The sequence below is a fragment of the Candidatus Pelagibacter sp. HIMB1782 genome (assembly GCF_052047475.1).
In the GTDB taxonomy this organism is placed as follows: domain Bacteria; phylum Pseudomonadota; class Alphaproteobacteria; order Pelagibacterales; family Pelagibacteraceae; genus Pelagibacter.
Window position 1 is genome coordinate 34,925 of sequence record NZ_JBNAKE010000001.1, and the last position, 20,991, is coordinate 55,915.

The 20,991-nt window shown below is 29.1% G+C and carries 23 protein-coding genes; 10 read left to right on the forward strand and 13 right to left on the reverse strand.

Features of this window, described 5'->3' with window-relative positions; translation table 11 throughout:
- Positions 1-4: 4 nt before the first annotated feature.
- The gene (locus tag ACTTAO_RS00200) at positions 5-562 is read right to left on the reverse strand and encodes a histidine phosphatase family protein (protein ID WP_440690224.1); all 558 of its coding nucleotides are present in this window, start codon (positions 560-562) and stop codon (positions 5-7) included.
- Between the two features lie 2 nt (positions 563-564).
- Between ACTTAO_RS00200 and ACTTAO_RS00205 the strand changes: the two genes are divergently transcribed.
- On the forward strand, positions 565-1,239 hold the full coding sequence (locus tag ACTTAO_RS00205; RefSeq protein WP_440690226.1) for a uracil-DNA glycosylase: 675 nt from the start codon (positions 565-567) through the stop codon (positions 1,237-1,239).
- Here ACTTAO_RS00205 and ACTTAO_RS00210 read toward each other — a convergent pair.
- Both ACTTAO_RS00210 and ACTTAO_RS00215 read right to left on the reverse strand, forming a co-directional pair.
- The gene (locus tag ACTTAO_RS00210) at positions 1,234-2,355 is read right to left on the reverse strand and encodes a hypothetical protein (protein WP_440690228.1); all 1,122 of its coding nucleotides are present in this window, start codon (positions 2,353-2,355) and stop codon (positions 1,234-1,236) included. The genes ACTTAO_RS00205 and ACTTAO_RS00210 overlap by 6 nt on opposite strands.
- A 23-nt stretch (positions 2,356-2,378) precedes the next feature.
- Positions 2,379-2,792, reverse strand: coding sequence for a YbgC/FadM family acyl-CoA thioesterase (locus ACTTAO_RS00215; protein WP_440690230.1), 414 nt, complete (start codon positions 2,790-2,792; stop codon positions 2,379-2,381).
- Between the two features lie 58 nt (positions 2,793-2,850).
- On the opposite strand from ACTTAO_RS00215, the gene ACTTAO_RS00220 reads away from it, so the two are divergent.
- Positions 2,851-2,991 carry a hypothetical protein gene (locus ACTTAO_RS00220; protein WP_440690232.1) on the forward strand — a complete coding sequence of 47 codons (141 nt, stop codon included), beginning with the start codon at positions 2,851-2,853 and terminating at the stop codon, positions 2,989-2,991.
- On the opposite strand, the gene ACTTAO_RS00225 is transcribed toward ACTTAO_RS00220, so the two are convergent.
- The 6 genes from ACTTAO_RS00225 to ACTTAO_RS00250 all read right to left on the reverse strand — a co-directional run bounded on the left by ACTTAO_RS00225 (position 2,992) and on the right by ACTTAO_RS00250 (position 9,441).
- Positions 2,992-3,642, reverse strand: coding sequence for a DUF3047 domain-containing protein (locus ACTTAO_RS00225; RefSeq protein ID WP_440690234.1), 651 nt, complete (start codon positions 3,640-3,642; stop codon positions 2,992-2,994).
- 193 nt (positions 3,643-3,835) lie between these two features.
- Positions 3,836-4,840 carry an alcohol dehydrogenase catalytic domain-containing protein gene (locus tag ACTTAO_RS00230; protein WP_440690236.1) on the reverse strand — a complete coding sequence of 335 codons (1,005 nt, stop codon included), beginning with the start codon at positions 4,838-4,840 and terminating at the stop codon, positions 3,836-3,838.
- Between the two features lies 1 nt (position 4,841).
- Positions 4,842-6,299, reverse strand: coding sequence for a cytosine permease (locus tag ACTTAO_RS00235; RefSeq protein WP_440690238.1), 1,458 nt, complete (start codon positions 6,297-6,299; stop codon positions 4,842-4,844).
- Between the two features lie 26 nt (positions 6,300-6,325).
- Positions 6,326-7,660 (reverse strand): TRAP transporter large permease, encoded by a 1,335-nt coding sequence (locus ACTTAO_RS00240; protein WP_262589325.1) that lies wholly within the window; start codon positions 7,658-7,660, stop codon positions 6,326-6,328.
- Positions 7,660-8,274: a TRAP transporter small permease subunit gene (locus tag ACTTAO_RS00245; protein WP_440614476.1), complete on the reverse strand. Its 615-nt coding sequence runs from the start codon at positions 8,272-8,274 to the stop codon at positions 7,660-7,662. Before ACTTAO_RS00245 ends, ACTTAO_RS00240 begins: the two co-directional genes overlap by 1 nt.
- Before the next feature lie 72 nt (positions 8,275-8,346).
- A complete protein-coding gene (locus ACTTAO_RS00250; protein ID WP_262589327.1) occupies positions 8,347-9,441 on the reverse strand; it encodes a TRAP transporter substrate-binding protein in 1,095 nt (364 codons plus the stop codon).
- 140 nt (positions 9,442-9,581) lie between these two features.
- Here ACTTAO_RS00250 and ACTTAO_RS00255 point away from each other — a divergent pair, with 140 nt between their 5' ends.
- From ACTTAO_RS00255 to ACTTAO_RS00270, 4 genes are read left to right on the forward strand one after another with little or no spacing between them, the layout of a single operon-like run.
- Entirely contained in the window at positions 9,582-11,177 is a 1,596-nt protein-coding gene (locus ACTTAO_RS00255; RefSeq protein ID WP_440690240.1) for a GMC family oxidoreductase, read from the forward strand.
- Complete coding sequence (locus ACTTAO_RS00260; RefSeq protein WP_075506621.1) at positions 11,177-11,770, forward strand: TerC family protein; 594 nt, start codon at positions 11,177-11,179, stop codon at positions 11,768-11,770. The genes ACTTAO_RS00255 and ACTTAO_RS00260 overlap by 1 nt, the downstream gene beginning before the upstream one ends.
- A complete protein-coding gene (locus tag ACTTAO_RS00265) occupies positions 11,770-12,528 on the forward strand; it encodes an SDR family NAD(P)-dependent oxidoreductase (RefSeq protein ID WP_440614478.1) in 759 nt (252 codons plus the stop codon). The genes ACTTAO_RS00260 and ACTTAO_RS00265 overlap by 1 nt, the downstream gene beginning before the upstream one ends.
- The gene (locus ACTTAO_RS00270; protein ID WP_440690242.1) at positions 12,513-13,316 is read left to right on the forward strand and encodes a M23 family metallopeptidase; all 804 of its coding nucleotides are present in this window, start codon (positions 12,513-12,515) and stop codon (positions 13,314-13,316) included. Before ACTTAO_RS00265 ends, ACTTAO_RS00270 begins: the two co-directional genes overlap by 16 nt.
- Here the strand turns inward: ACTTAO_RS00270 and ACTTAO_RS00275 are convergent.
- Positions 13,313-13,912, reverse strand: coding sequence for a LysE family translocator (locus ACTTAO_RS00275; protein ID WP_440690244.1), 600 nt, complete (start codon positions 13,910-13,912; stop codon positions 13,313-13,315). The genes ACTTAO_RS00270 and ACTTAO_RS00275 overlap by 4 nt on opposite strands.
- A 51-nt stretch (positions 13,913-13,963) precedes the next feature.
- Here ACTTAO_RS00275 and ACTTAO_RS00280 point away from each other — a divergent pair, with 51 nt between their 5' ends.
- From ACTTAO_RS00280 to ACTTAO_RS00295, 4 genes are read left to right on the forward strand one after another with little or no spacing between them, the layout of a single operon-like run.
- On the forward strand, positions 13,964-14,824 hold the full coding sequence (locus ACTTAO_RS00280; RefSeq protein WP_440690246.1) for a DMT family transporter: 861 nt from the start codon (positions 13,964-13,966) through the stop codon (positions 14,822-14,824).
- A gap of 13 nt (positions 14,825-14,837) precedes the next feature.
- Positions 14,838-15,614 carry a fumarylacetoacetate hydrolase gene (locus ACTTAO_RS00285; protein ID WP_440690248.1) on the forward strand — a complete coding sequence of 259 codons (777 nt, stop codon included), beginning with the start codon at positions 14,838-14,840 and terminating at the stop codon, positions 15,612-15,614.
- A gap of 13 nt (positions 15,615-15,627) precedes the next feature.
- On the forward strand, positions 15,628-16,758 hold the full coding sequence (locus ACTTAO_RS00290) for a hypothetical protein (RefSeq protein ID WP_440690250.1): 1,131 nt from the start codon (positions 15,628-15,630) through the stop codon (positions 16,756-16,758).
- A 53-nt stretch (positions 16,759-16,811) separates the two neighbouring features.
- Positions 16,812-17,693: a DMT family transporter gene (locus ACTTAO_RS00295; RefSeq protein WP_440690252.1), complete on the forward strand. Its 882-nt coding sequence runs from the start codon at positions 16,812-16,814 to the stop codon at positions 17,691-17,693.
- Here the strand turns inward: ACTTAO_RS00295 and ACTTAO_RS00300 are convergent.
- The 3 genes from ACTTAO_RS00300 to ACTTAO_RS00310 are packed head-to-tail and all read right to left on the reverse strand — an operon-like array spanning position 17,690 to position 20,991.
- Positions 17,690-18,994, reverse strand: coding sequence for an NAD(P)/FAD-dependent oxidoreductase (locus tag ACTTAO_RS00300; RefSeq protein ID WP_440690254.1), 1,305 nt, complete (start codon positions 18,992-18,994; stop codon positions 17,690-17,692). The genes ACTTAO_RS00295 and ACTTAO_RS00300 overlap by 4 nt on opposite strands.
- Before the next feature lie 10 nt (positions 18,995-19,004).
- A complete protein-coding gene (locus tag ACTTAO_RS00305) occupies positions 19,005-20,840 on the reverse strand; it encodes a carbamoyltransferase family protein (RefSeq protein ID WP_440690256.1) in 1,836 nt (611 codons plus the stop codon).
- A gap of 1 nt (position 20,841) precedes the next feature.
- Positions 20,842-20,991: a DUF5989 family protein gene (locus ACTTAO_RS00310; RefSeq protein WP_428080239.1), complete on the reverse strand. Its 150-nt coding sequence runs from the start codon at positions 20,989-20,991 to the stop codon at positions 20,842-20,844.

The window sequence follows — 20,991 nt, forward strand, 5'->3', positions numbered from 1 at the left end:
TAATTTAATATTCTATTTCTAAAGTATCAATTACTTTTAAATTTTTGTCTGAAATAACAATCTCACCTGATGAAGGTGCATAGTTTAAAAGCTCAGATATTACCACGTAATGTGTCACAAAAATTATATTTTGTTTTTGATCCCACGTGTTTAAGAATTTATTAAAATCAATAACTTGTTGTTTTCTATTTTTAGCAAATTTTGCACTAAAAAATGAATTCAAAAAATTTTTTGTTTCATAATTTTTAAAGGCTATTTCTGCAGTTTCTTTGCATCTGCACCATTCACTAGAGTAAATTTTATTTATTAAAATATCATTTTGATTAAAAAAATTTCCAATTTTTTTTGATTGTACTCTTCCCTCATCATTTAAGTTTCTTTGGGTTTCACAATTATTAATATTAAAATTAGAAGGATCCCCTCCCCCTGGTGCATAAGCATGGCGAATAAATATCAATTTACCACCTTTTTGAAGCTCATTAATCATGGCTTCATTTGAATCTGCTTTAATTGGAGAATTTAAAAATATAAATATAATTAAAAAATATTTTAAAATTTTCATTAATGAATAATAAATTAAAACAACTTAATAAGAAAATTATTAAATGTAAAAAATGTCCCAGATTAATTAATTTTGTTAAAAAAATATCTACTGAAAAACGAAGACAAAACATTAACGAAACTTATTGGGGAAGACCAGTTCCTGGATTTGGGGACTCGAATAGCAAACTTATCATATTAGGTCTTGCTCCTGCAGCGCATGGAGGTACTAGAACTGGTAGAGCTTTTACGGGTGATAAATCTGGTGATTTTTTATTTGATTGTCTTTTTAAAGCGAAATTTTCAAATCAATCAAATTCTTCTGATTTAAAAGATGGTTTAAAAGTTAAAAATACATACATTACAAATATTATTAAGTGCGTCCCCCCAGGTGACAAACCATTAATTGATGAAATAGAAAGGTGTTCTTTATTTTTAAATAACGAAATCTTGAATTTAAAAAAATTAAAAATAATTTTAACATTAGGTAAAATTGCTTTTGATAATTGTATAAAGTTTTATAAAAAAAAATATGTTTTCAATAAAAAGTTAAAATTTATACATGGAAAAAAATATATTTTACCTGATGGAAAAATTTTATTTTGCTCGTATCACCCAAGTCCAAGAAACGTAAATACTGGTTTATTAAATAAGAGTAAAATGATTAAAGTTTTGAACTCTATTAAAAATTATCTATAACCATCTTAAAGATTCTACATCATTGCATGCGATAATTTCATTATCATTTCTGTTTTCAAATTTTTTTGCAAAGGACTCTGGTGATAGTGAATTTTTATAAAAAATTTCTAATCTTTTTTGTATTTTATTAATTTCCTCATCTTTCATATTTAAGGCTGTATTTATTGAATGCTGTAATGTGTCATAATTATCAAAGTATAAATAATCGTTTTTATCTATTTTAGGTTGATGTAATTGAGCATAATTTGAAATCGGTATCGCATTCATTTTTATTCCTTCAATTAAATGATGACATAAAGGCATATCGGCACCAGGCGCTGTAAGTATAAAATTACTTTTAGATATTATTTCTAAATGTTGATTATGGGTCAAATTAGTTTTAGTTTTTTTGATAAGTTTGTCATTTATAGACAAAACAATTGGTTTGTTTAAATAGTCGATATCTTTTAGATCGTCATATTTTTTTAAATAAAAAATTTTATTCTCATAATTTTTAATTATGAAATCAATAATTTCTACCCTATTTAATAATTTAGAATTATCCTCATTAGTCCAAGAAAATTTACCATAAACCTCTTTATTGGTTGAGCCAGAAAAAAATATTTTTATTTTTTTTTTATTAAATTTATATTTTTCTAAACCATCATAATTCTTATTGTAAAGTCTAGGATAAATGTAATATGGTAAAAATAATTTATTGGCATTCTTGTTGTTAGAGAAATAATTTGTATTAAAATTTATTTCATTAGATGAAGTATTTTTATTATTAAGCAAGAAACGAATTTTGTTTTTCTTTTTTACAAAAAAATTAGGAGTACAATGAATCATGAAGTTTTTAACTCCAATTTTTTTCATAAAATCAATAACACTAAATGAAAAATTATATGTGAAATTATATGTATTATTTAAACTTTTAAAAAAATAATTAATAAATCTAGAATCTAAATCTTTATAATTACTTATATCTATATTTTTTTCTTTTTTTGAATGAAAAAAAAAATTTAAAATTAAAAATATGAGTAAATAGCTCTTTTTAACTAATGCTTCGATAAAAATAAAAAAAGTCTTAATGCTAGAATATTTTTTTGTTCTTGGATTATCAGAATCGTGTGCCATTAAATAATTCTACAAATTTTAGTTTAATTTAATTTAAAATATGGTTTAAATTTTTCCATTATACTTTCAGAAATTTTAATTGGTTTTACGTTTTCATTTACAAAAACTAAATGAACATCCGCAACTACAATTTTTTCGTTACTTCTAAATATTGATTGATTCATAATAATAGAAGTTTTTGATGCAGAGCTGATGTAGGAACTAATACTTAAATTATCTTCAAGGTATGCAGACTTTTTATATTCAATGTTGCAAGATTTTACAATTATTAATGAACCAAAGTCTTTTTTTAAAATTGAATTACTTAAACCTAAATCAAATAAAGCTTCTGTTCTTGCTCTCTCAAGAAACCTTAGATAATTTGCATAATACACTACTCCACCAGCATCAGTATCCTCGTAATAAATTTTAAAATTATAAGTAAAATTTTTATGCATAATTAAATAATATCAAAATTAATAAGAATTTATATAAATCTAAGATGAAAGCAAATTTATGAAAGTGTATGTAATTTGGTTAATTGGTGTAATCTTATGGAACTATGGCGTTCCTAACGCTACACCTACAGAAGACGTAATTGTAGCAATCATACTGTCATTACTGAGTATGGGGCTAAAAAAATATACTAAACTTTAATTAATTTGCTGAAAAATAAATTTTCTGAAAATAAGCTATAGATTTCATTTTAGAATTATCTGTATCCGCCATAACCGCCAAGCCATCTAATTCATCTAAATCTAAATCATGGAATTTCTTAAAATCTTCTTTTACATTTGATTTAACTGTTACCCATTCATTTAAATTAGTTTTAGTTGTGGCCATTACATTGTCTATAGATTTTTTTGTGTATGGACTTGGCCAACTTTGTCCAACATCATTGTTGCTTGAAAACACATAGTTAACTGCCCTGTTTGATAATGGTGTTGCACCTGTTTTTTTAACAGCAAAAACTCTCGCTGCAAAATCATGGCCTTTCTTTGTATCTTCTTTAATTCCGGATAAATCTTGCTCAATTTTCCATGTAATATTTATAAAGGGGGTCTTGTTAAGATCAATTTTAACTTCTTTGCCAAGACCAGATGCTGCATTATCAGCAACAGCCTTAAGGAAATTTCCATTTTCATTCTTACCAACAGAATAGCTTGTCTCATTCTTTGCTCCTCTTACTTTTCTGACAGTTAATTCTGAAAGTTCTGCTTCTGTAAACTCAAACACTATAACTTCATTTGCAACAACTGAGCTGATTGAAATCAAAAAAATTGAAATGAGTTTAAAAAAAATTTTCATAATTTAAGTTCTTAATACATTATTTAGACAAGATTTAAACATGCAAAAATCAGAATTAATTTTTAAATAATTGATATGAAGACAATTTCAATTTTTTTACTTTTAATTTATTGGTCAATAATGATATCTGCACCAATTATGTCTAATGACCTCAAAATGGGTAGTTCTAGAGCTATAAAATTAAATTCTAATTCTAAGGTATCAATATAATTTTAGGTGCAACACAGGTGCCATCATGAATTTGTTTAAAGGCATTACCACCATTTTTTAAATCCCTAAATTCAATCCAATCTAGAGAACCTATCTCTTTGTTAGCTAATATTGCTAAAGTTTGCTCAAAATCCTTATTGGTATAACAATAAGTTCCTATAACGGTCACCTCTTGAAGTGTCATTTTTCTAAAATTAAACGTTCCAGCTGGCTGAGTTAAGCCTATGTGTATAATTGAACCGCCCGGCTTAACTACTTCAATAGCTTGTTGTCTTGAAATTTCCAGCCCTACTGTATCAAATACAATATCAAATTTATTACTTTCTATTTCATTATGGTCTGGTGCAACATATTTTGCATCTAAATATTTTGAGCACTCATTTAATCTCAATTTATTAGGATCAGAGAGAATTATATTTTTACTATTTTTAATTTTAGATAAAATTAAACCACATAATAATCCTATTGCACCACCACCTTGGATCAAAATTTTACATTCAGATAAAGGTTTTTTTAAAGATTGTTCACCAATTAATACTGCGTGCAAAGAAACTGCGGTTGGCTCTGCAACTGGTGCTTCATTTTTATCTAATCCATCTGGGATTTCATAAATATTTGTATCAGGTGTAGATACAAACTCTGCAAAAACCCCTTGTCTCTCAATTGGTTTATTCATCCCTAAAATAATTCTATGAGGACAAAGATGCTCTCTTCCACTTGTACAGTATTCACATTTACCACAAGTTATCAGAGGATTTAAAACAACGTTTTTACCCTTAAATTTACCATTTTGCACTTCACCACTAACTTCATGGCCTAATATTAATGGAGGAATTCTTCTCTCATCATGACCATGATACGCATGCATGTCTGAACCACATATTCCTGAAGCATGAATTTTTAAAATACTTTCACCTGAAACTTCAATTGGATTAGGTTCATCTCTGTAAACCAATTCTTGTGTTCCGGTATATACTAAAGCTTTCATATTATTTTTTTGCCAACAAGTAATACGTTATCCAGGCTACAAATGCACCAATTAACCACGCATAAGACTGTAAAAACATTAAATTTGTGTTCCAAATTGTTGATGCTGAAAAAATAAAACCTAGAAATACTGAGTAAACACCTTTGATATGCCATCCTCTTGAATAATAGTAGCTACTTTCTTTTTCTACTGAATACAAATCTTTGTTACTCAAGCTTTGTTTATTGATCAGATAATAATCAGCAACTATTACTCCAAATAACGGACCAAAAAATGCACCAAATGTATCTATAAAAGATAAAATGCCAATTTGACTCAAAATTGTAAGCCAAAAAATAGCCACCAACAAACCGAGGAAAGAAATTATATAACTTGCACTCCTTAAAGATAATTTATTTGGAACAAAATTTATTAGTGAATATTGAGATGGAATATAATTGGCTACTAAATTCGTGGATGCTGAGGCAATTACGATAAAAAATAGTACCAATGTAGTTATTTGAATATTGTCATATTTGCCAATTATATCAGTGGGATTTGTAAAAATTCTTTCTATGTCTGAAAATTTTTGATTTAAAAGTGCATCTGATCCAGCAACAATAAATATAGAGAAAAAAGAGAAAATAATTAAATTAATAAGCAAACTTAAATTCCCTTTACTCAACTCTTTAGTATTTTTAACATTCCTAGAAATGTCCCCAAAACTAATTATTAATATTGAAAAATAAGCAAAGACAGTTCCTGCTACAGTTAAAAGTGGTAATAAATTATTAAGATCAAAAAAGTTTTTGGTATTAAAAATATTTACAAAGGCTTTTGATGTTAATTTGACATCACTTAAAAAAACAAGGAAGAAAAAAACAATAATTCCTACATAAACACTGATTGCTGAAAAATTTATTATTTTTTTATTATATTGAGCACCAATACTAAACAAAAAAGTTTGAAAAATAATTACAATTAAAATTGATGACCAATCTATAATATTTAAACCAAAAAAATAATAAATAAATATATCTTGTACTAACAATGACTCATTAACAGTGAAAAGTAATATTCTAATAAGATAAGTTAAAATTTTTGATAAAAAATAAGTTTGAATTCCAAATAAGAAAATTCCAACCAAGCTTCTGATTAATCCAAAAAATTTCGCTCCATTAAATCCTAAAGAAGATCTCAACAAAACTACAAAAGGTAATCCAAACTTTTGTGAAGGTTTTCCAATAAAATTAGCAAACAAATAAACAAAAAATGAACCTAATAAAGTTCCTATTAAAACCACAAAGGTGTTTAGATTGTACATTATATAAAGTGAGGCAATTAGAGAAAAACCAATTACACTTTGTACATTAACTCCCCAGTAACAAAAAAGGTCTTTCCAATTCCAAGTTTTATAGTTTGGATTTACCGAAACTAAATCCCAATTTGATAGGGAGTATTTAACTTTAGGTTGATTCACTAAAAATTATTTTAAACTAATAATTTCTACTGTCCATATAGGAGAGTTGGTAACCAAAGTGCAATTTTAGGAAATATTATAATTAAAACCAAACCAATTATTTGAAGCACCATAAATTGCATCATTCCATAATAAATATCTTTTAAATCCCATTCAGGCACCACCCCTTTTAAGAAATACGCAGACAAAGCCACTGGTGGGGACAGCCAGGCGGTCTGGAGATTGACAGCAACTAATATTGCAAACCAAGTAAGATTAAAGCCAAGAGCTTCAATCAATGGTAAAATAATTGGAACAATAATCATTACGATTGGTACCCACTCTAAAGGCCATCCCAATAAAAATATTGCAACCATTACAATCGCTAATATTAAATATTTGTTCATTTCTAAACCTAACAAGAATTCAGTTAATAGAGTTGGAGTACCTAGTCTTGCAAAAACAGCACCAAAAAAGTTTGATGCAGCAACTAAAACCATAATTAAAGCTGTTATCTCTAAAGTTTTAACAAGAGCTTCTTGAAGTTTTGAAAAAGTTAATTTTTTGTATGCTAAAGAAAGTAGTAAAGCTCCCATTGCACCACAACCAGCTGCTTCTGTTGGAGTTGCAAAACCAAAAAGTATGCTTCCTAATGCTGCAAAAACTAATGCTGCAGGTGGAACTAAACCTAAGAAGAATTCAATCCAAACTTCTTTCATGCTAGCAGCTCTCATCTCTTCAGGAATTACAGGTCCCAATTTAGGATTAATCATACATCTTATTGTTGTGTATCCAGCGTATAAACTTGCTAGAAGAATTCCTGGAATTATAGCGGCAGCAAATAAATCAATAACTGGAATTTCCATAATTGGGCCCATAACAACAAGCATGATACTTGGAGGTATTAAAATTCCTAAAGTACCACCAGCTGTTATCGTTCCTGCAGCAAGTCTGACGTCATAGCCAGATCTATTCATTGATTTTGCAGCCATGATACCGAGTATGGTTACTGAAGCACCAACAATCCCTGTTGCTGCTGCAAAAATAACTGAAACAAAAAGAACAGCATAATATAATGCTCCTCTAACTCTTGCGAGCATCATTTGAAAAGATGAGAATAATCTTTCCATCAAACCTGCCTGCTCCATCATAATACCCATAAAGACAAAGAGCGGGACGGCGGCGAGGGTTTGTTCGGTCATGACCATCGAAAATTGGAGCGTCATTAAATAAAAAACCAATTTTCCAAACCCTAAATATCCAAATACAAAACCTAAAAATATAAGTGTAAATGAAATAGGAAATCCTACGAAAATTGCAAAAAGCATTACTCCTACCAGAATAAAACCTAAATATGCTGGATCTATAAATTCAGCTAACATTATTCATCTTCTCCTGGCCATTTTCCTCTAGTAGCAGCCCAATAACTTTTTAATAATTCTGAAATACCTTGGATTAATAAAAATACTATACCAACCAATAAACAAGTTTTAATTGGCCACATATAAGGCATCCATGTAGTATCCATTCCTCTTTCACCTCTTTGAATAGACTCACCTACATAACCAATTGTCATATAAAGAAAGACTATTAGTCCTGGAAAATAAAATAAAATATATAACCAAAAATCAATCGTCCCTTGGTTTTTTGTTTTGAAATTTCTGTATAAAAAATCTGCTCTTATATGAACACCTTTTGAAAGTGCATAACCTGCACCTAACATGAATAGTGCACCATACAAAAATCTACTTATGTCATAAGCCCAAATTGTAGGTGCATGAAAAAGTTTTCTCGCCAAAACTTCGTAAGTCATAGCAAAGATAAGTGGCATCAGTATCCAACAAACAACGTTACCTATCCATTTGCTAAATTTATCAATATTTACAATAGAACTTGCCATCCATGATGGCATGTCATTTGGCATCTTCCCTGAACCACCTCGCCTTTCGGCTATCATTTCATCTGATATATCTAGTTTAGTTGGTTCTTCAGCCATAAAAAATTTTGTTAGAAAAATTAGAGCGGACAATTAAGTCCGCTCTAATTGAATTATAGATTAATTATTGGATTACTTTAATGTTGCTGCGTGAGCCATTCCTAGCTTCGCATTAGACATTTGAGCACCACTCCAGAAAGGAACTGCTATATCAGCAAATTCTTTCATAGAGTCCCATACTTCTGCAAAGAATGCATTGTTTGCAGCATTTGTTTCCAAACTTTTCTTAGCTGCAGCCATGTATTCTGTGAAGTAATCAGAAGGTGTGTCCTCTAATTTAACTCCATGAACTTCAGTAAGCTCTCTTAAAGCTTTACCATTTTCATAGATTCTGTAACTTAAAGATTTGGCTAATGATGCATTAGCTGCAACTTCAAGAGACTTCTTCTCATGATCGCTCATAGCGTTGTATGTTTTTCCAGTAATATAAAAGTCAGCATTTACGACTACTTGGTGTAAACCTTGTAGGTAGTAGTGCTTTAATACTTTTTGGAAACCAAACGTTAAGTCTGGTTTTGGACAACACCATTCAGCAGCATCAATTGTTCCTGCTTCTAAAGCTGGTAGAATATCTCCACCACCCATAGCTACAGATGCGATACCGATGTCTTTATATGTTTGTCCTGGAATTCCTGGAGGAGTTCTAAACTTATATTTTCTAAAGTCAGCCATATCTTTAATTGGTTTTGGAAACCAACCTAAAGCTTCTGGTCCAACTGGTTGAATCATAAATCCTTTGATGTCTCTTCCCATTTCTTTCCATAGTCTGTCGTATAACTCTTTTCCACCGCCATACTGAAACCATGATAAGAATGCAATGTTGTCAATACCAACACCACCACCAGCTACTGGAGAACCGAATAGCATAGCTGCAGGATGGTCACCTGACCAATAGTGAGTCCATGCGAAACCACAATCGATTAGGCCTTTGTCAACTGCATCTAAAGTTTCTTTTACACCAACAACAGCTCCAGCTGGCATAATTTCAAACTTAAGAGATCCACCAGTTAACGCTGTTACTGTGTCAGTAAAATCCTTTAACATCTTAACTTCATCAGCTTTTGTGTTAAGAACTGTCTGACATTTTAGTGTTTTTGCAGCATTAGCATTTGAAATAAATCCAAATACCATTGCAACTGCAAATAACATTGAAATGATTTTTTTCATTTGTTTCCCTCTCTTTATTTTTAAAGTCGAAACTTTGTCAAAGAATGAAAACTAAAACAAGTGTTAATATTGCTATATTTTAAAATTTTTAACAGATTTGTTAGAAATATAATTTTTTTAATTTATAAGAGTTCTAATTTATGAATAATTTTGATTTTATTATACTAGGAGCTGGATCTGCAGGCTGTGTTTTAGCAAATAGGCTATCAAAAAACTCTTCACACAAAGTTCTTTTGATTGAGGCTGGAGGTAAAGATAATTACCCATGGATCCATATTCCAGTTGGTTATTTTAAAACGATGCACAATCCTAATACTGACTGGTGCTACAAGACAGAACCAGATGAAAGCATGAATAATATTTCAATACGTTATCCCCGTGGAAAAACTTTAGGAGGAAGCTCTTCTATCAATGGACTTTTATATATACGAGGACAACACAGAGATTATGATATTTGGAGACAGCTCGGAAATACTGGCTGGGGTTGGGATGATGTTCTGCCCTATTTTATAAAAGCAGAGAATCAAGAAAGAGGCAAAAGTGAATATCATGGAGTTGGTGGACCTCTCTCTGTCTCAGATCAAAGAATACATCTTCCTCTTTTAGATGAGTTTCAAAACGCTGCTGAGGAATTTGGTGTACCAAAAACGAAAGATTTTAATACAGGTGATAATCATGGTTGTGGTTATTTTCAGGTAACAGAAAAAGATGGATTTAGATGCAGTACTGCTGTTGGTTATCTAAATCCTGTTAAGCATAGAAAAAATTTAACAATTATTACTCACGCTCATGTTAAAAAAATAAACTTTGAAAATAAAAAGGCAAAATCAGTTGAGTATTGGCAAGATAATGAATTGAAAACAGCTGAAGCAAATAGAGAAGTTATAGTTTCTTCAGGTGCAATTGGTTCTCCTCAAATATTGCAAGTATCAGGAATTGGAAATCCAGAAAAACTAAAAAAATTGGGAATTGATATGGTTCATAATTTAAATGGTGTTGGTGAAAATTTACACGATCACCTAATGTTAAGACCCATTTATAAAATTAATGGTTTAAAATCTCTTAACAAAAAAATTAATAGTTTGTTTGGAAATTTACTTATCGGATTAGAATATATTTTTAAAAGAAGTGGTCCAATGACTATGGGAGCAAGTCAGCTTTGTATGTTTGCAAAAAGTGATCCTTCTTTAGAATTACCAGATTTACAATGGCACGTTCAACCAATGAGTATGGATACATTGGGAGCTACAAAAAATCACGATTTTCACGCATTCACTCCAACTGTTTCTAATATAAGACCCACAAGTAGAGGTCACGTAAGTATTATTGATAAAGATTCACGCGTTTACGCAAAAATAAAACAAAATTACCTGTCAACTGATCACGATAGAATGATTGCTGCCAAAGGATTAAAATTGACAAGAAAAATTATAATGGAATCTGAAACTTTTAAGAAATATACACCTGAGGAATATAGACCAGGTATTCATATTAATGATGACGAGGAATTAGTAAAAGAAGCATCAAATTTTGCCCAAACAATTTTTCATCCTGTTGGTACATGCAAAATGGGTCAAGATGAGATGTCAGTAGTTGATGAAAAATTAAAAGTAAGAGGAATAGAAAATCTTCGAGTTATTGACGCATCGATAATGCCTAACATTACTTCGGGAAATACTAACGCACCTACGATTATGATTGCAGAAAAAGGTGCTGACATGATACTACAACAATAATGTTTGCAGAATTTTTTACTCCCGAACAAATTGCTATTTTAACACAAATTATTTTTATTGATTTAGTACTAGCTGGTGACAATGCCATTATAATTGGAATGGTAGCTTCAAAATTTCCTGTTGAGCAAAGGAAGAAAGTTATATTTTGGGGAATTGGTGGTGCAGTAATATTACGTATAATATTAACGTTACTAACAGCTTATTTGTTACAAATTACTGGACTGAGACTTATTGGTGGAATTTTACTTCTTTATATTGTCTACAAACTTTATGTTGATGTGATCAAAGGATCAGATTCAGAGGAAGATATAAAAGTAGATAACTCAAGCTTTTTAAAAGCAATTTGGACGGTTTTACTTGCTGATTTCACAATGAGTTTAGATAATGTTTTGGGTGTTGCTGGTGCTGCAGGTGATCATTATGGATTACTTGTATTTGGATTGGTTCTATCGATTGTTTTAATGGCAACTGCTGCAACATTAATTTCTGGATGGATAAAAAAATACAAATGGATTGCATGGGTTGGATTATTAGCAATATTAATAGTAGCTGTTGAGTTGATTTATACAGATATTAAAATAATATTCTTTTAATGTATCTTCAAAAAATTAATCTTAAAAATAAGTACGCATTAGTTACTGGTGCTGGTAAAGGACTTGGAAGAGCTTGTTCTATTGCACTCGCAGAAGCTGGCGCAACTGTAATAGCATTAAGCAGAACTCCATCTGATTTAAATAAACTAGAAAAAGATATTAAAAAAATTAAAGGTAAAGTAATCAAAGTTCCTTGTGATGTAATGAATTATGAAGATCTAAAAGCAAAATTAGAAAAAATCAAAATTATTGATGTGTTAGTAAACAATGCTGGAACTAATATTCCTGAACCTTTTGAAAAAATTAAACAAAAAAGCATGAATTACTTGGTAGATTTAAATCTAAAAGCTGCATTTAATGTTGCACAACTAGTAGTTAAAAAAATGCTTAAAAATAAAAAGAGACCCGGCTCTATTATCAATATGTCTTCTCAATTAGGTCATGTTGGTATGGGTGGGAGAAATGTTTACAATATGACTAAATTTGGGATTGAAGGTTTGACAAAAGGTATGGGAGTAGAGTTAGCTAAAAGAAATATAAGAGTTAACACAGTAGCTCCTACGTTTGTTGAAACTCCAATGGTTAAAAATTTCTTCAAAAATAAAAAATTTAAAAAATTAGCACTTGGAAATATTCCAATGGGAAAAGCAGCAACTGAAAGTGATGTAGCGACAACAGTTTGTTTCTTAGCCTCACCTGCTTCCTCAATGATAACTGGAACATCAATTATAATAGATGGTGGATGGACAGCTCAGTAATAAATAGATTTTTTTTAATATTTTTCTTATTTTTTTCAACCGCAAACGCTATAGAATTTCAAGGTAAATTCTTACAAGGTCATTTTATCTTAGGAACAACAAATCCTGGTGCAAAGATAATTGTTGGAAAAAAAGAAGTAAGAGTATCAGAGGATGGTTTTTTCGTTTTTGGTATTGATAGAGATCAAAAATATGATCTTACTTTTACAAAAATCTTTGACGGTAAGAAATCTACAATAACCAAAAAAGTTTTAAAAAGAAAATACAACATTCAAAGAATAGATGGCTTAGAAGAAAGCAAAGTAACACCACCCGAGTCAGTTTATAAAAGAATTAAAAAAGAAAATAATGCAATTGGTGAAGCAAGAGCAATTAATTCTGAATTACAGTTTTTTAAGCAAAAATTTATAATGCCTGTTGAAGGAATAATTAGTGGTGTTTATGGGAGTCAAAGAATTTTAAACGGTAAACCTAGATGGCCACATTACGGAATTGATATAGCTGCCAAACAAGGAACAATGATTAAATCATCAGGCTCAGGTAAAGTTACAATGGCTGAAGATGATTTATATTATACCGGTGGTACAGTCATTATGGATCATGGTCATGGTATATCAACAATTTATTCACATTTAGAAAACGTTTTAGTTTCTGTTGGAGATTTAATTAATCAAGGAGATATTATTGGAACCGTCGGATCTACAGGTAGATCAACTGGACCTCATCTTGATTTTAGAATTAATTGGTTTCAAACTAGATTGGACCCAATGTCTGTTTTGGAAAATTAATAAAAAAACATCCAAATACCAACAAGAATTAATATAAATCCGCCAATTTTATTTAAAACTTTTAAATATTTTGATGCTATGAATTCTCTAAACTTGCCAAATACAAATGCATATGAGCTATCAAATATTGTAGCTACAATTATAAAGATAATTCCAAAATAAATTATCTGATAACTAATAGGTTCATTTATATTAATAAATTGAGGAATAAATGCACCAAGGAACAAAAATATTTTTGGATTAGTTAAAATCACTATTAATCCTTGGAGAAAATATTTTTTTTCAAATTTAGTTACTTGAGTTTTGTTTAAATCAATATCTGACTTAATTGTAATTACTCCAAGTGAAATTAAATAAATTGAACCTAGGATTCTTACATAATTAATAATTACTTCTAGAAAAGGAGAAACTATCTCAAATCCAAGTGCTAATAAAAATAACAAAATTAAAACGCCAACTTGGGTACCAAAAACGTTTAATAATCCTGCTTTTACACCAGATCTTAAAGAATTAGCAATTATCAAACTGACAGTGGGGCCAGGCACTATCACTATTAAAAAACTTGCTATAACAAAATATAGTAATACAAAATCCATGGCAGTCTGAATTAATCAATAACAACTTGAGATAAAAATAAAACAAAAAAAATGAAATTTAAATCAAGAGAAACACTGGGAATTATTTTTGCAATAATTGCTTACTTTTCATTTTCAATCCTTGATGCAATTCAGAAAACTGCAGTTATTCATTACTCTATATTTCAATTATTATTTATCAAATACACTTTTGTGCTTTTGTTAGGCTTGATAGAAGCAAAAAGAGCTAACAATAATAAATTTTATAGATCTAATAATTTAAAACTTCAAATTATAAGAAGTCTACTATCTATTTTAGAATCTGGTTTTTTTGTTTTATCTTTTAAACACCTGTCTTTAGCGAACGCTCATAGCATAGGCGCACTAGCACCTATAATTATAGTTGCCTTATCTGTATTTATTTTAAATGAGAGGGTATCAATTAAAACTTGGATAGCAATCTTTATAGGTTTTATTGGGGTTTTGATAATTATTAGACCTGCATCTGATGTATTTAGTGTAAATTCTTTTATTCCATTGCTAGCAGCTTTTTTTCTGGGTCTTTATCAAATCGCAACAAAAAAAATAACTGAATATGATGCTCCTGAAGTATCCTTGTTCTACTCTTCTTTAGTAGGGATTGTTATAACCTCAATAATGGCATTTAATTTTTGGCAACCTGTTAATTTAAATTCTTTATATTTCTTTGTGCCAATTGGTTTATTTTTTTCATTAGGCATATACTTCCAAATATTAGCACTTAAGAATGCAAGAGCTAGCATAATACAACCATTTCATTATACTTTAATTTTTTGGGCAATAATTTTTGGATTTTTCTTCTATGATGATGTTCCAGATTTATTTACTATTATAGGTGCAATAATAATTACAACTTCAGGAATATTTGTTATTAATCAAACATCAAAAAAATAAATTAAAAATTCTTATGACAAAAACACTTAAAGATAAAATTTCAGATAAATTAGTTAATGCTTTTCTAAATAATAAAATTATCTCTCCGATACCTAGTAGATTTACAAAAAAACTTACCGAGGCGGACAAATTTAGAAAATTATGTGAAAGCAAAATAAAAGATCAAACAATAGGTTTTAAAGCTGGTGGAACTGGCATTCCGTTAATGAAAAAATTAAAAGAAAAAGAGCCTTTTATTGCATCTGTTTTCAAAAAAAACTTAATAAAAAGTGGAAAGAAAGTAAAAATAAATAAATATGCTTTAGGGATTGAACTTGAAGTTTGTTATTTAATCAAAAAAACTTTTTTCACTTCAAAAGGTAAGCTCACAAACAATAACGTAACTAAATATATTTCACACATGGCACCCTGTATCGAAGTAGTTGGATATAGGCAGAAAAGAAAAGGTATTACTTCTTTTGGAGATTTAAGTAGTGACTTTGGAGGTAATATTAAATTTTTAATTGGTCTAAAGAAAAAATTTAAAAAAATTAACATAGGTAATTTAAAAACAAATATTTCAAATAAAAAAGCTAAGCAAAGTGTAGATGGAAACACAAATGCTGTTTATGTAAATCCAATAAATTCATTAAGATTTGTTTTAAATAAAGTTAAAAAAGATAAAATTAATTTAGACAAAGATTTTTATGTTTTTACAGGATCCACAGTTGGGGTTGTGCCTATTATAAAAAAAGGAACATATACAGCAAAAATTGATAAACTAGGATCTGTAAAAGCACATATAGTCTAAATCTTAAATTTAAATGAAAGAATTCTTAAAAATTTTTTTAATTGTTCTTATTTTAGACTCCATTCTAACCATTCTTTTTTTAAAAAATACAAGTTTCTGGAAAAATGAGAAATGGGAAGATAAGTCTCATAGAATTATATCTAAAGTTTACCATCATGATTTAAAACCAAACGTAGAGGTTTATGAAACTTGGGGTGGAAAACTTAAAAGAAAAATTATCACTAACTCTATAGGTTTCAGAGACTCATCAAAAAAAGAAATTTTAGAAAATACTGAAAAAACTAGGATTCTTTTAATTGGAGACTCTTTTATAGAGGGCTCCGGATATGATTACGAACATACGTTTGCGGGTTTATTAGAAAATGAACTTGGTAATAATTATGAAATATTAAATAGTGCTGTTGAATCTTACTCACCGAGTATCTATTTTAAAAAAACTGATTTTTTTTTATCTCAAGGTTATGTTTTTGATAAAGCTCTAGTTTTTTTAGATTTATCAGACATTTATGATGAATTGTTTATTAAATTTGATGATAACCAGAATATTATTTCTGAAATTCCTAAAGAAAAACAAACCTTAGAGAGAAAAATTAAAAACAAGATTTATTCCCTAGGATGGTTTCTTAGGGACCATACTCTCACATTTCGTATAATGTATTTAATTTCAGATAAAACTGAAGAAATTAAAAATTATTTAAAACTAAAACATAAAGCATCAAAAAGTTTAAATAGGAGTTTTTTTAATACATCTAGAGATGATGCAATTTTTTACAGAATGACACATATTGATCGTGGATTTTGGACTTTTAATGAAGATAAATATCTTGAAGTAAGTCAAGGATTGGCTCAAAGTGAAAAATATCTTAAAAAGCTGTTTGAACTACTGAATCAAAATAAAATAGACTCCTACTTAATTATCTATCCTTGGCCAGCACAAATTCAATATGGAGATAAAAAACATAGTCCTTTTTGGGAAAAATTCAGCAAATCAAACAATATAAATTTAATAAATTTATACGATATTTTTAAATCTGAAAATAATAGACAATTTATTTTTGATAATTTTATTTATGGAGATATCCACTGGAATAAGAAAGGAACCCTAAGAGTATTTAATGAGATAATCAAAAAAATTGATTTTTAAATTAAACGTAACCTATCTTATTATTTTAAAAAGCTTAAAAATTAACTCCATAGATGAACAATATACTTTTATTTACAATTACACTTTTTTGTTGGTCACCCACTTGGTATTTAATTAAATTTCAATTGGGTTATGTTGATCCACTTGTCTCTGTTTTTTATAGATTTTTAATAGCTTCATTTATAATTTTCATTTTTTTAATAATTAAAAAAAAAAAATTAAAATTTTCTATTAATCAGCATTTTTGGTTTTTGTTTTTTGGAATTTGCTTGTATTCAGTAAATTATGTTTTCTTTTATCTGTCTAACACATATTTAATAAGTGCTTTCCCAGCTATCGTGTTTTCAACTGTTGTTATAATGAATATAGTTGGTGAAACTTTATATTTTAAGAAGAAACCTTCTCTAAAAACAATAATTGGAGCATCAATTGGTATGGTGGGTATTTTAATCATTTTTAATGATGAAATTTTTAATTTTAGTTTTAGCGAAGGAACCCATATAGGATTGTTTCTAGCTCTAATTGGAACATTTAGTGCATCAACAGGTAATATGGTCCATCAAAGAAATTTAAATAATAATTTTTCACCAATACAAACAATAGCATATGCTATGTTTTATGGTTCAATAGTTACATTAATAATTACAAGATTTCGTGGAGCTGAGTTGATGTTTGAAACTAGTTTCAGCTATATTTCTTCACTTCTATATCTTTCAATTTTTGGTTCAATATTTGCTTTTATTTCTTATCTAAAGTTACTTGAAAAAGTTGGACCTGGAAGAGCTGGTTATGTTGGTGTTGTAATGCCTGTATTAGCATTAATTATTTCAACAATATTTGAAAATTTAGAGTGGCAATATAATCTGATTATAGGACTTCCAATTTTGATAATTGGTGCTGTTCTCGTGATAAATCAAAAAATTAAAACCATTTAGATTTCTGATTTAGCTCTTAAACGTTCATAAATTAATCTAGTTTTTATTCCTATATTTAAAAAAGGTTGAGGTGGTAACCAAGTAGGTTTGTTTCTTGCTTCAATTGTTTTTATTTCATTTGTTCTCTCATCAATTGCTTTAAGTGCAATTTGTTCACCAAATAAAGTTCCTACACCAATACCCGAACCATTGTAACAACCAGCAGCAAAAATATTTTTATCAATTTTTTCAAATATTTGAGAACTATTCCTGGTTCTTGAAACAATTCCAGACCAAGATGATTTAATTATATCATTTGGTAATTGAGGAAATCTTTTTTTTATTCCAATTTTCTGATTTAAAGATCTTTTTTGAAGAGTGGAATTTGACATACCAAATGGATTGTGAACTTCTGCCGTATTTCTTATCAAAACTCGTCTATCCTTTGTCATTCTAATTGTTGCACCCATTGGTCTTACTGGTAGTACACCCCATTCTTTTGGCTCTCCAATAGATTTAAATTCTTCTTCGGATAATCTTCTTGTCATGCTAGCAGTTAAAGTAATAGGGAAATTATAATTTGATTTTATTCCTAACGATTTCAAAAAACCATTTGTAGCAAAAATAATGTTTTTTGTTTTGATTATTCCGTTTTTAAAATTACAAGAAATTAAATCTTTATTTTTAGACCAATTTAACAAACAAGAATTTTCATACAAAATAACATTAGATGGTAGAGCTTCAATCATTGCTCTAACTAATTTTCCTGGATGTAGTAAAATACCACCCTTTGTATAAAGTCCAATATTATAAAAACTAGTCCCTAATTTTTCAGACAATTCTTTGTTTCCTAATAGACTGTGTTCAAACCCTAACTTGGACAAAGTATTTGAAAAATTTTCTAAAATTTTTTTATCCTCAATTTTTGACGAAGCAAAATATTTTCCACTTTCATTCCAATCACAATCAACTTGATGTTCTTTAATGAATTTTTTTACTACATCTATTCCTAATGAATAAATATCAGCTTTCTTTTTATAATTTTGCAGTTCTTTATTTGATGTGAAACCATCATTCAATGTTGTGTCAACCAAATAACCAGAATTTCTTCCACTGGCACCCTCGCCTGCTAATTGAGCATCTGCAAGTATAATTTTTAAGTTTGAATTTATTTGTCCTAATTTTCTTGCAGCAGAAAGACCTGTATAGCCTGCTCCTATAATTAACCAGTCACACTCTTCGTTTGATAAAAGAGAATTGATGTTTGTTCTTGGATTAAGATCATTAATCCAACTGCAACCACTGTCATTCTGAACTTGCATATAGATTAGTTTAATCTAATTCAAATTCTTTTGTATAGTCTTTCTTTAGACTTGGATCTTGATCGTTTTTATTTAAAATACAATTTCCTATTACTAAATAATCCAATTCTGTTCCCATAAAGCAATTAAAAGCATCTGTTGGTGTGTTGACAATTGGTTCACCTCTTACATTAAAAGAAGTGTTTACTATTACAGGACATCCTGTTTTTTCTTTAAACTTTGTAATTAAATCAAAATAATTTTTATTGGTATTATTTGTGACTGTTTGTATTCTAGCAGAATAGTCTACATGAGTAACAGCTGGTATTTCAGATCTTTTAATATTTAATTTATCAATACCAAATAATTGTTTTTGTTGTTCTGTCATTTCTATTTTTTTTTCAGCATTAATATCTGAAACTAAGAGCATGTATGGACTTTCTACATCGAGATCAAACCATTTTGATAAGTCTTCTCTTAAAATTGAGGGTGCAAAAGGTCTAAAACTCTCTCTATACTTAACTTTTAGGTTAAGATTTTTTTGCATTTTATCAGATCTTGGATCACCTAAAATAGATCTCGCACCTAATGCTCTTGGACCAAATTCCATTCTACCCTGAAACCACCCAATAGCTTTCTCGTTTGCCAAAAATTCTGCTGTTTTTTCTATTAAACTTTCATATTCAACTATTTGAAAATTAGCACCTAATGAATTTAGCTCTTTTTCTATTTGTTGTTGACTGAACTCACATCCTAAATATGAACCTTTCATGCTATCGTTTTTATTTATTTTTCTGGTATTGCCTTGTTCAATATGCCAAAGTGCAAGTGCTGCACCTAACGAACCTCCTGCATCTCCAGCAGCAGGTTGAATCCAAACATTGTCAAAGATTTTTTCTTTTAAAATTTTGCCATTAGCTACACAATTTAAGGCTACACCTCCTGCTAGACATAAATTTTTAATACCATATTCATTTCGAATTCCTTTTGCTAGTTTGATCATTATTTCTTCTGTTACATGTTGAATAGAAGAGGCAATATCCATATGAAATTGGGTTATTTGATCTTTTTTAGGGTCACGAGGTTCTTGACCAAATAATTTATGAAACTTATCATTAGTCATGGTTAAACCTGTTGCATAATTAAAATACTTTTGATTTAAGCGAAAAGTTCCATCATCCTTAACATCTATAAGTTTTTTTATTTTTTCTTGAAAAATTGGCGAACCATACGGAGCTAATCCCATGAGCTTGTATTCTCCACTATTAACTTTGAAGCCAGTATAGTAAGTGAATGCTGAATATAACAGTCCTAAAGAATGTGGAAATTGTATTTCTTTTTTTACTTCTAAATCATTTCCCTTACCAACAGCCACTGTAGTTGTTGCCCATTCTCCCACACCATCAGCGGTTAAAACAATAGCTTCTTCAAATGGAGATGGGAAAAAAGCACTAGCTGCATGACTTAAATGATGATCTGAAAAATAAATATTTTCATCTGATTTAAAATTTTCATCATGTTCTTTTAATTTGTTAAACAGTAAATTTTTCTGAAAAAGTTTTTCTTTAATCCATAATGGCATTGCCTTACTAAAAGAAACAAAACCTTTTGGAGCAAAAGCAACATAAGTTTCCAATAATCTTTCAAATTTTAAAAAAGGTTTTTCAAAAAAAACTATTTGGTCAACTTCACTTAATTTTAAATTTGAATAATTTAAAACAAAATTTATTGCATTTTTAGGATAATTAGAATCATGTTTTTTTCTTGTAAATCTTTCTTCTTGTGCTGCAGCAATAATTTCGCCATCTTGAATTATACATGCTGCACTATCATGATAAAAAGCAGATATTCCTAGAATGGACTTCACTTTAAAAAATAGTATAAATAAATGGAGCTACTGCCGAACCCTGAGTTAAAACGATTAATCCACCAAATAAAACTAAAACTATTATTATTGGTAACAACCAATATTTTTTTCTTACTTTTAAAAATTCCCAAAATTCTTTTATAAAACTCAT

Bases quoted from the DNA above. Each gene is read 5' to 3' on its own strand.
- ACTTAO_RS00200 (WP_440690224.1), bottom strand. From the start codon at position 562: ATGAAAATTTTAAAATATTTTTTAATTATATTTATATTTTTAAATTCT.
- ACTTAO_RS00205 (WP_440690226.1), top strand. From the start codon at position 565: ATGAATAATAAATTAAAACAACTTAATAAGAAAATTATTAAATGTAAA.
- ACTTAO_RS00210 (WP_440690228.1), bottom strand. From the start codon at position 2,355: ATGGCACACGATTCTGATAATCCAAGAACAAAAAAATATTCTAGCATT.
- ACTTAO_RS00215 (WP_440690230.1), bottom strand. From the start codon at position 2,792: ATGCATAAAAATTTTACTTATAATTTTAAAATTTATTACGAGGATACT.
- ACTTAO_RS00220 (WP_440690232.1), top strand. From the start codon at position 2,851: ATGAAAGTGTATGTAATTTGGTTAATTGGTGTAATCTTATGGAACTAT.
- ACTTAO_RS00225 (WP_440690234.1), bottom strand. From the start codon at position 3,642: ATGAAAATTTTTTTTAAACTCATTTCAATTTTTTTGATTTCAATCAGC.
- ACTTAO_RS00230 (WP_440690236.1), bottom strand. From the start codon at position 4,840: ATGAAAGCTTTAGTATATACCGGAACACAAGAATTGGTTTACAGAGAT.
- ACTTAO_RS00240 (WP_262589325.1), bottom strand. From the start codon at position 7,660: ATGTTAGCTGAATTTATAGATCCAGCATATTTAGGTTTTATTCTGGTA.
- ACTTAO_RS00245 (WP_440614476.1), bottom strand. From the start codon at position 8,274: ATGGCTGAAGAACCAACTAAACTAGATATATCAGATGAAATGATAGCC.
- ACTTAO_RS00250 (WP_262589327.1), bottom strand. From the start codon at position 9,441: ATGAAAAAAATCATTTCAATGTTATTTGCAGTTGCAATGGTATTTGGA.
- ACTTAO_RS00255 (WP_440690240.1), top strand. From the start codon at position 9,582: ATGAATAATTTTGATTTTATTATACTAGGAGCTGGATCTGCAGGCTGT.
- ACTTAO_RS00260 (WP_075506621.1), top strand. From the start codon at position 11,177: ATGTTTGCAGAATTTTTTACTCCCGAACAAATTGCTATTTTAACACAA.
- ACTTAO_RS00265 (WP_440614478.1), top strand. From the start codon at position 11,770: ATGTATCTTCAAAAAATTAATCTTAAAAATAAGTACGCATTAGTTACT.
- ACTTAO_RS00270 (WP_440690242.1), top strand. From the start codon at position 12,513: ATGGACAGCTCAGTAATAAATAGATTTTTTTTAATATTTTTCTTATTT.
- ACTTAO_RS00275 (WP_440690244.1), bottom strand. From the start codon at position 13,912: ATGGATTTTGTATTACTATATTTTGTTATAGCAAGTTTTTTAATAGTG.
- ACTTAO_RS00280 (WP_440690246.1), top strand. From the start codon at position 13,964: ATGAAATTTAAATCAAGAGAAACACTGGGAATTATTTTTGCAATAATT.
- ACTTAO_RS00285 (WP_440690248.1), top strand. From the start codon at position 14,838: ATGACAAAAACACTTAAAGATAAAATTTCAGATAAATTAGTTAATGCT.
- ACTTAO_RS00290 (WP_440690250.1), top strand. From the start codon at position 15,628: ATGAAAGAATTCTTAAAAATTTTTTTAATTGTTCTTATTTTAGACTCC.
- ACTTAO_RS00295 (WP_440690252.1), top strand. From the start codon at position 16,812: ATGAACAATATACTTTTATTTACAATTACACTTTTTTGTTGGTCACCC.
- ACTTAO_RS00300 (WP_440690254.1), bottom strand. From the start codon at position 18,994: ATGCAAGTTCAGAATGACAGTGGTTGCAGTTGGATTAATGATCTTAAT.
- ACTTAO_RS00310 (WP_428080239.1), bottom strand. From the start codon at position 20,991: ATGAGTTTTATAAAAGAATTTTGGGAATTTTTAAAAGTAAGAAAAAAA.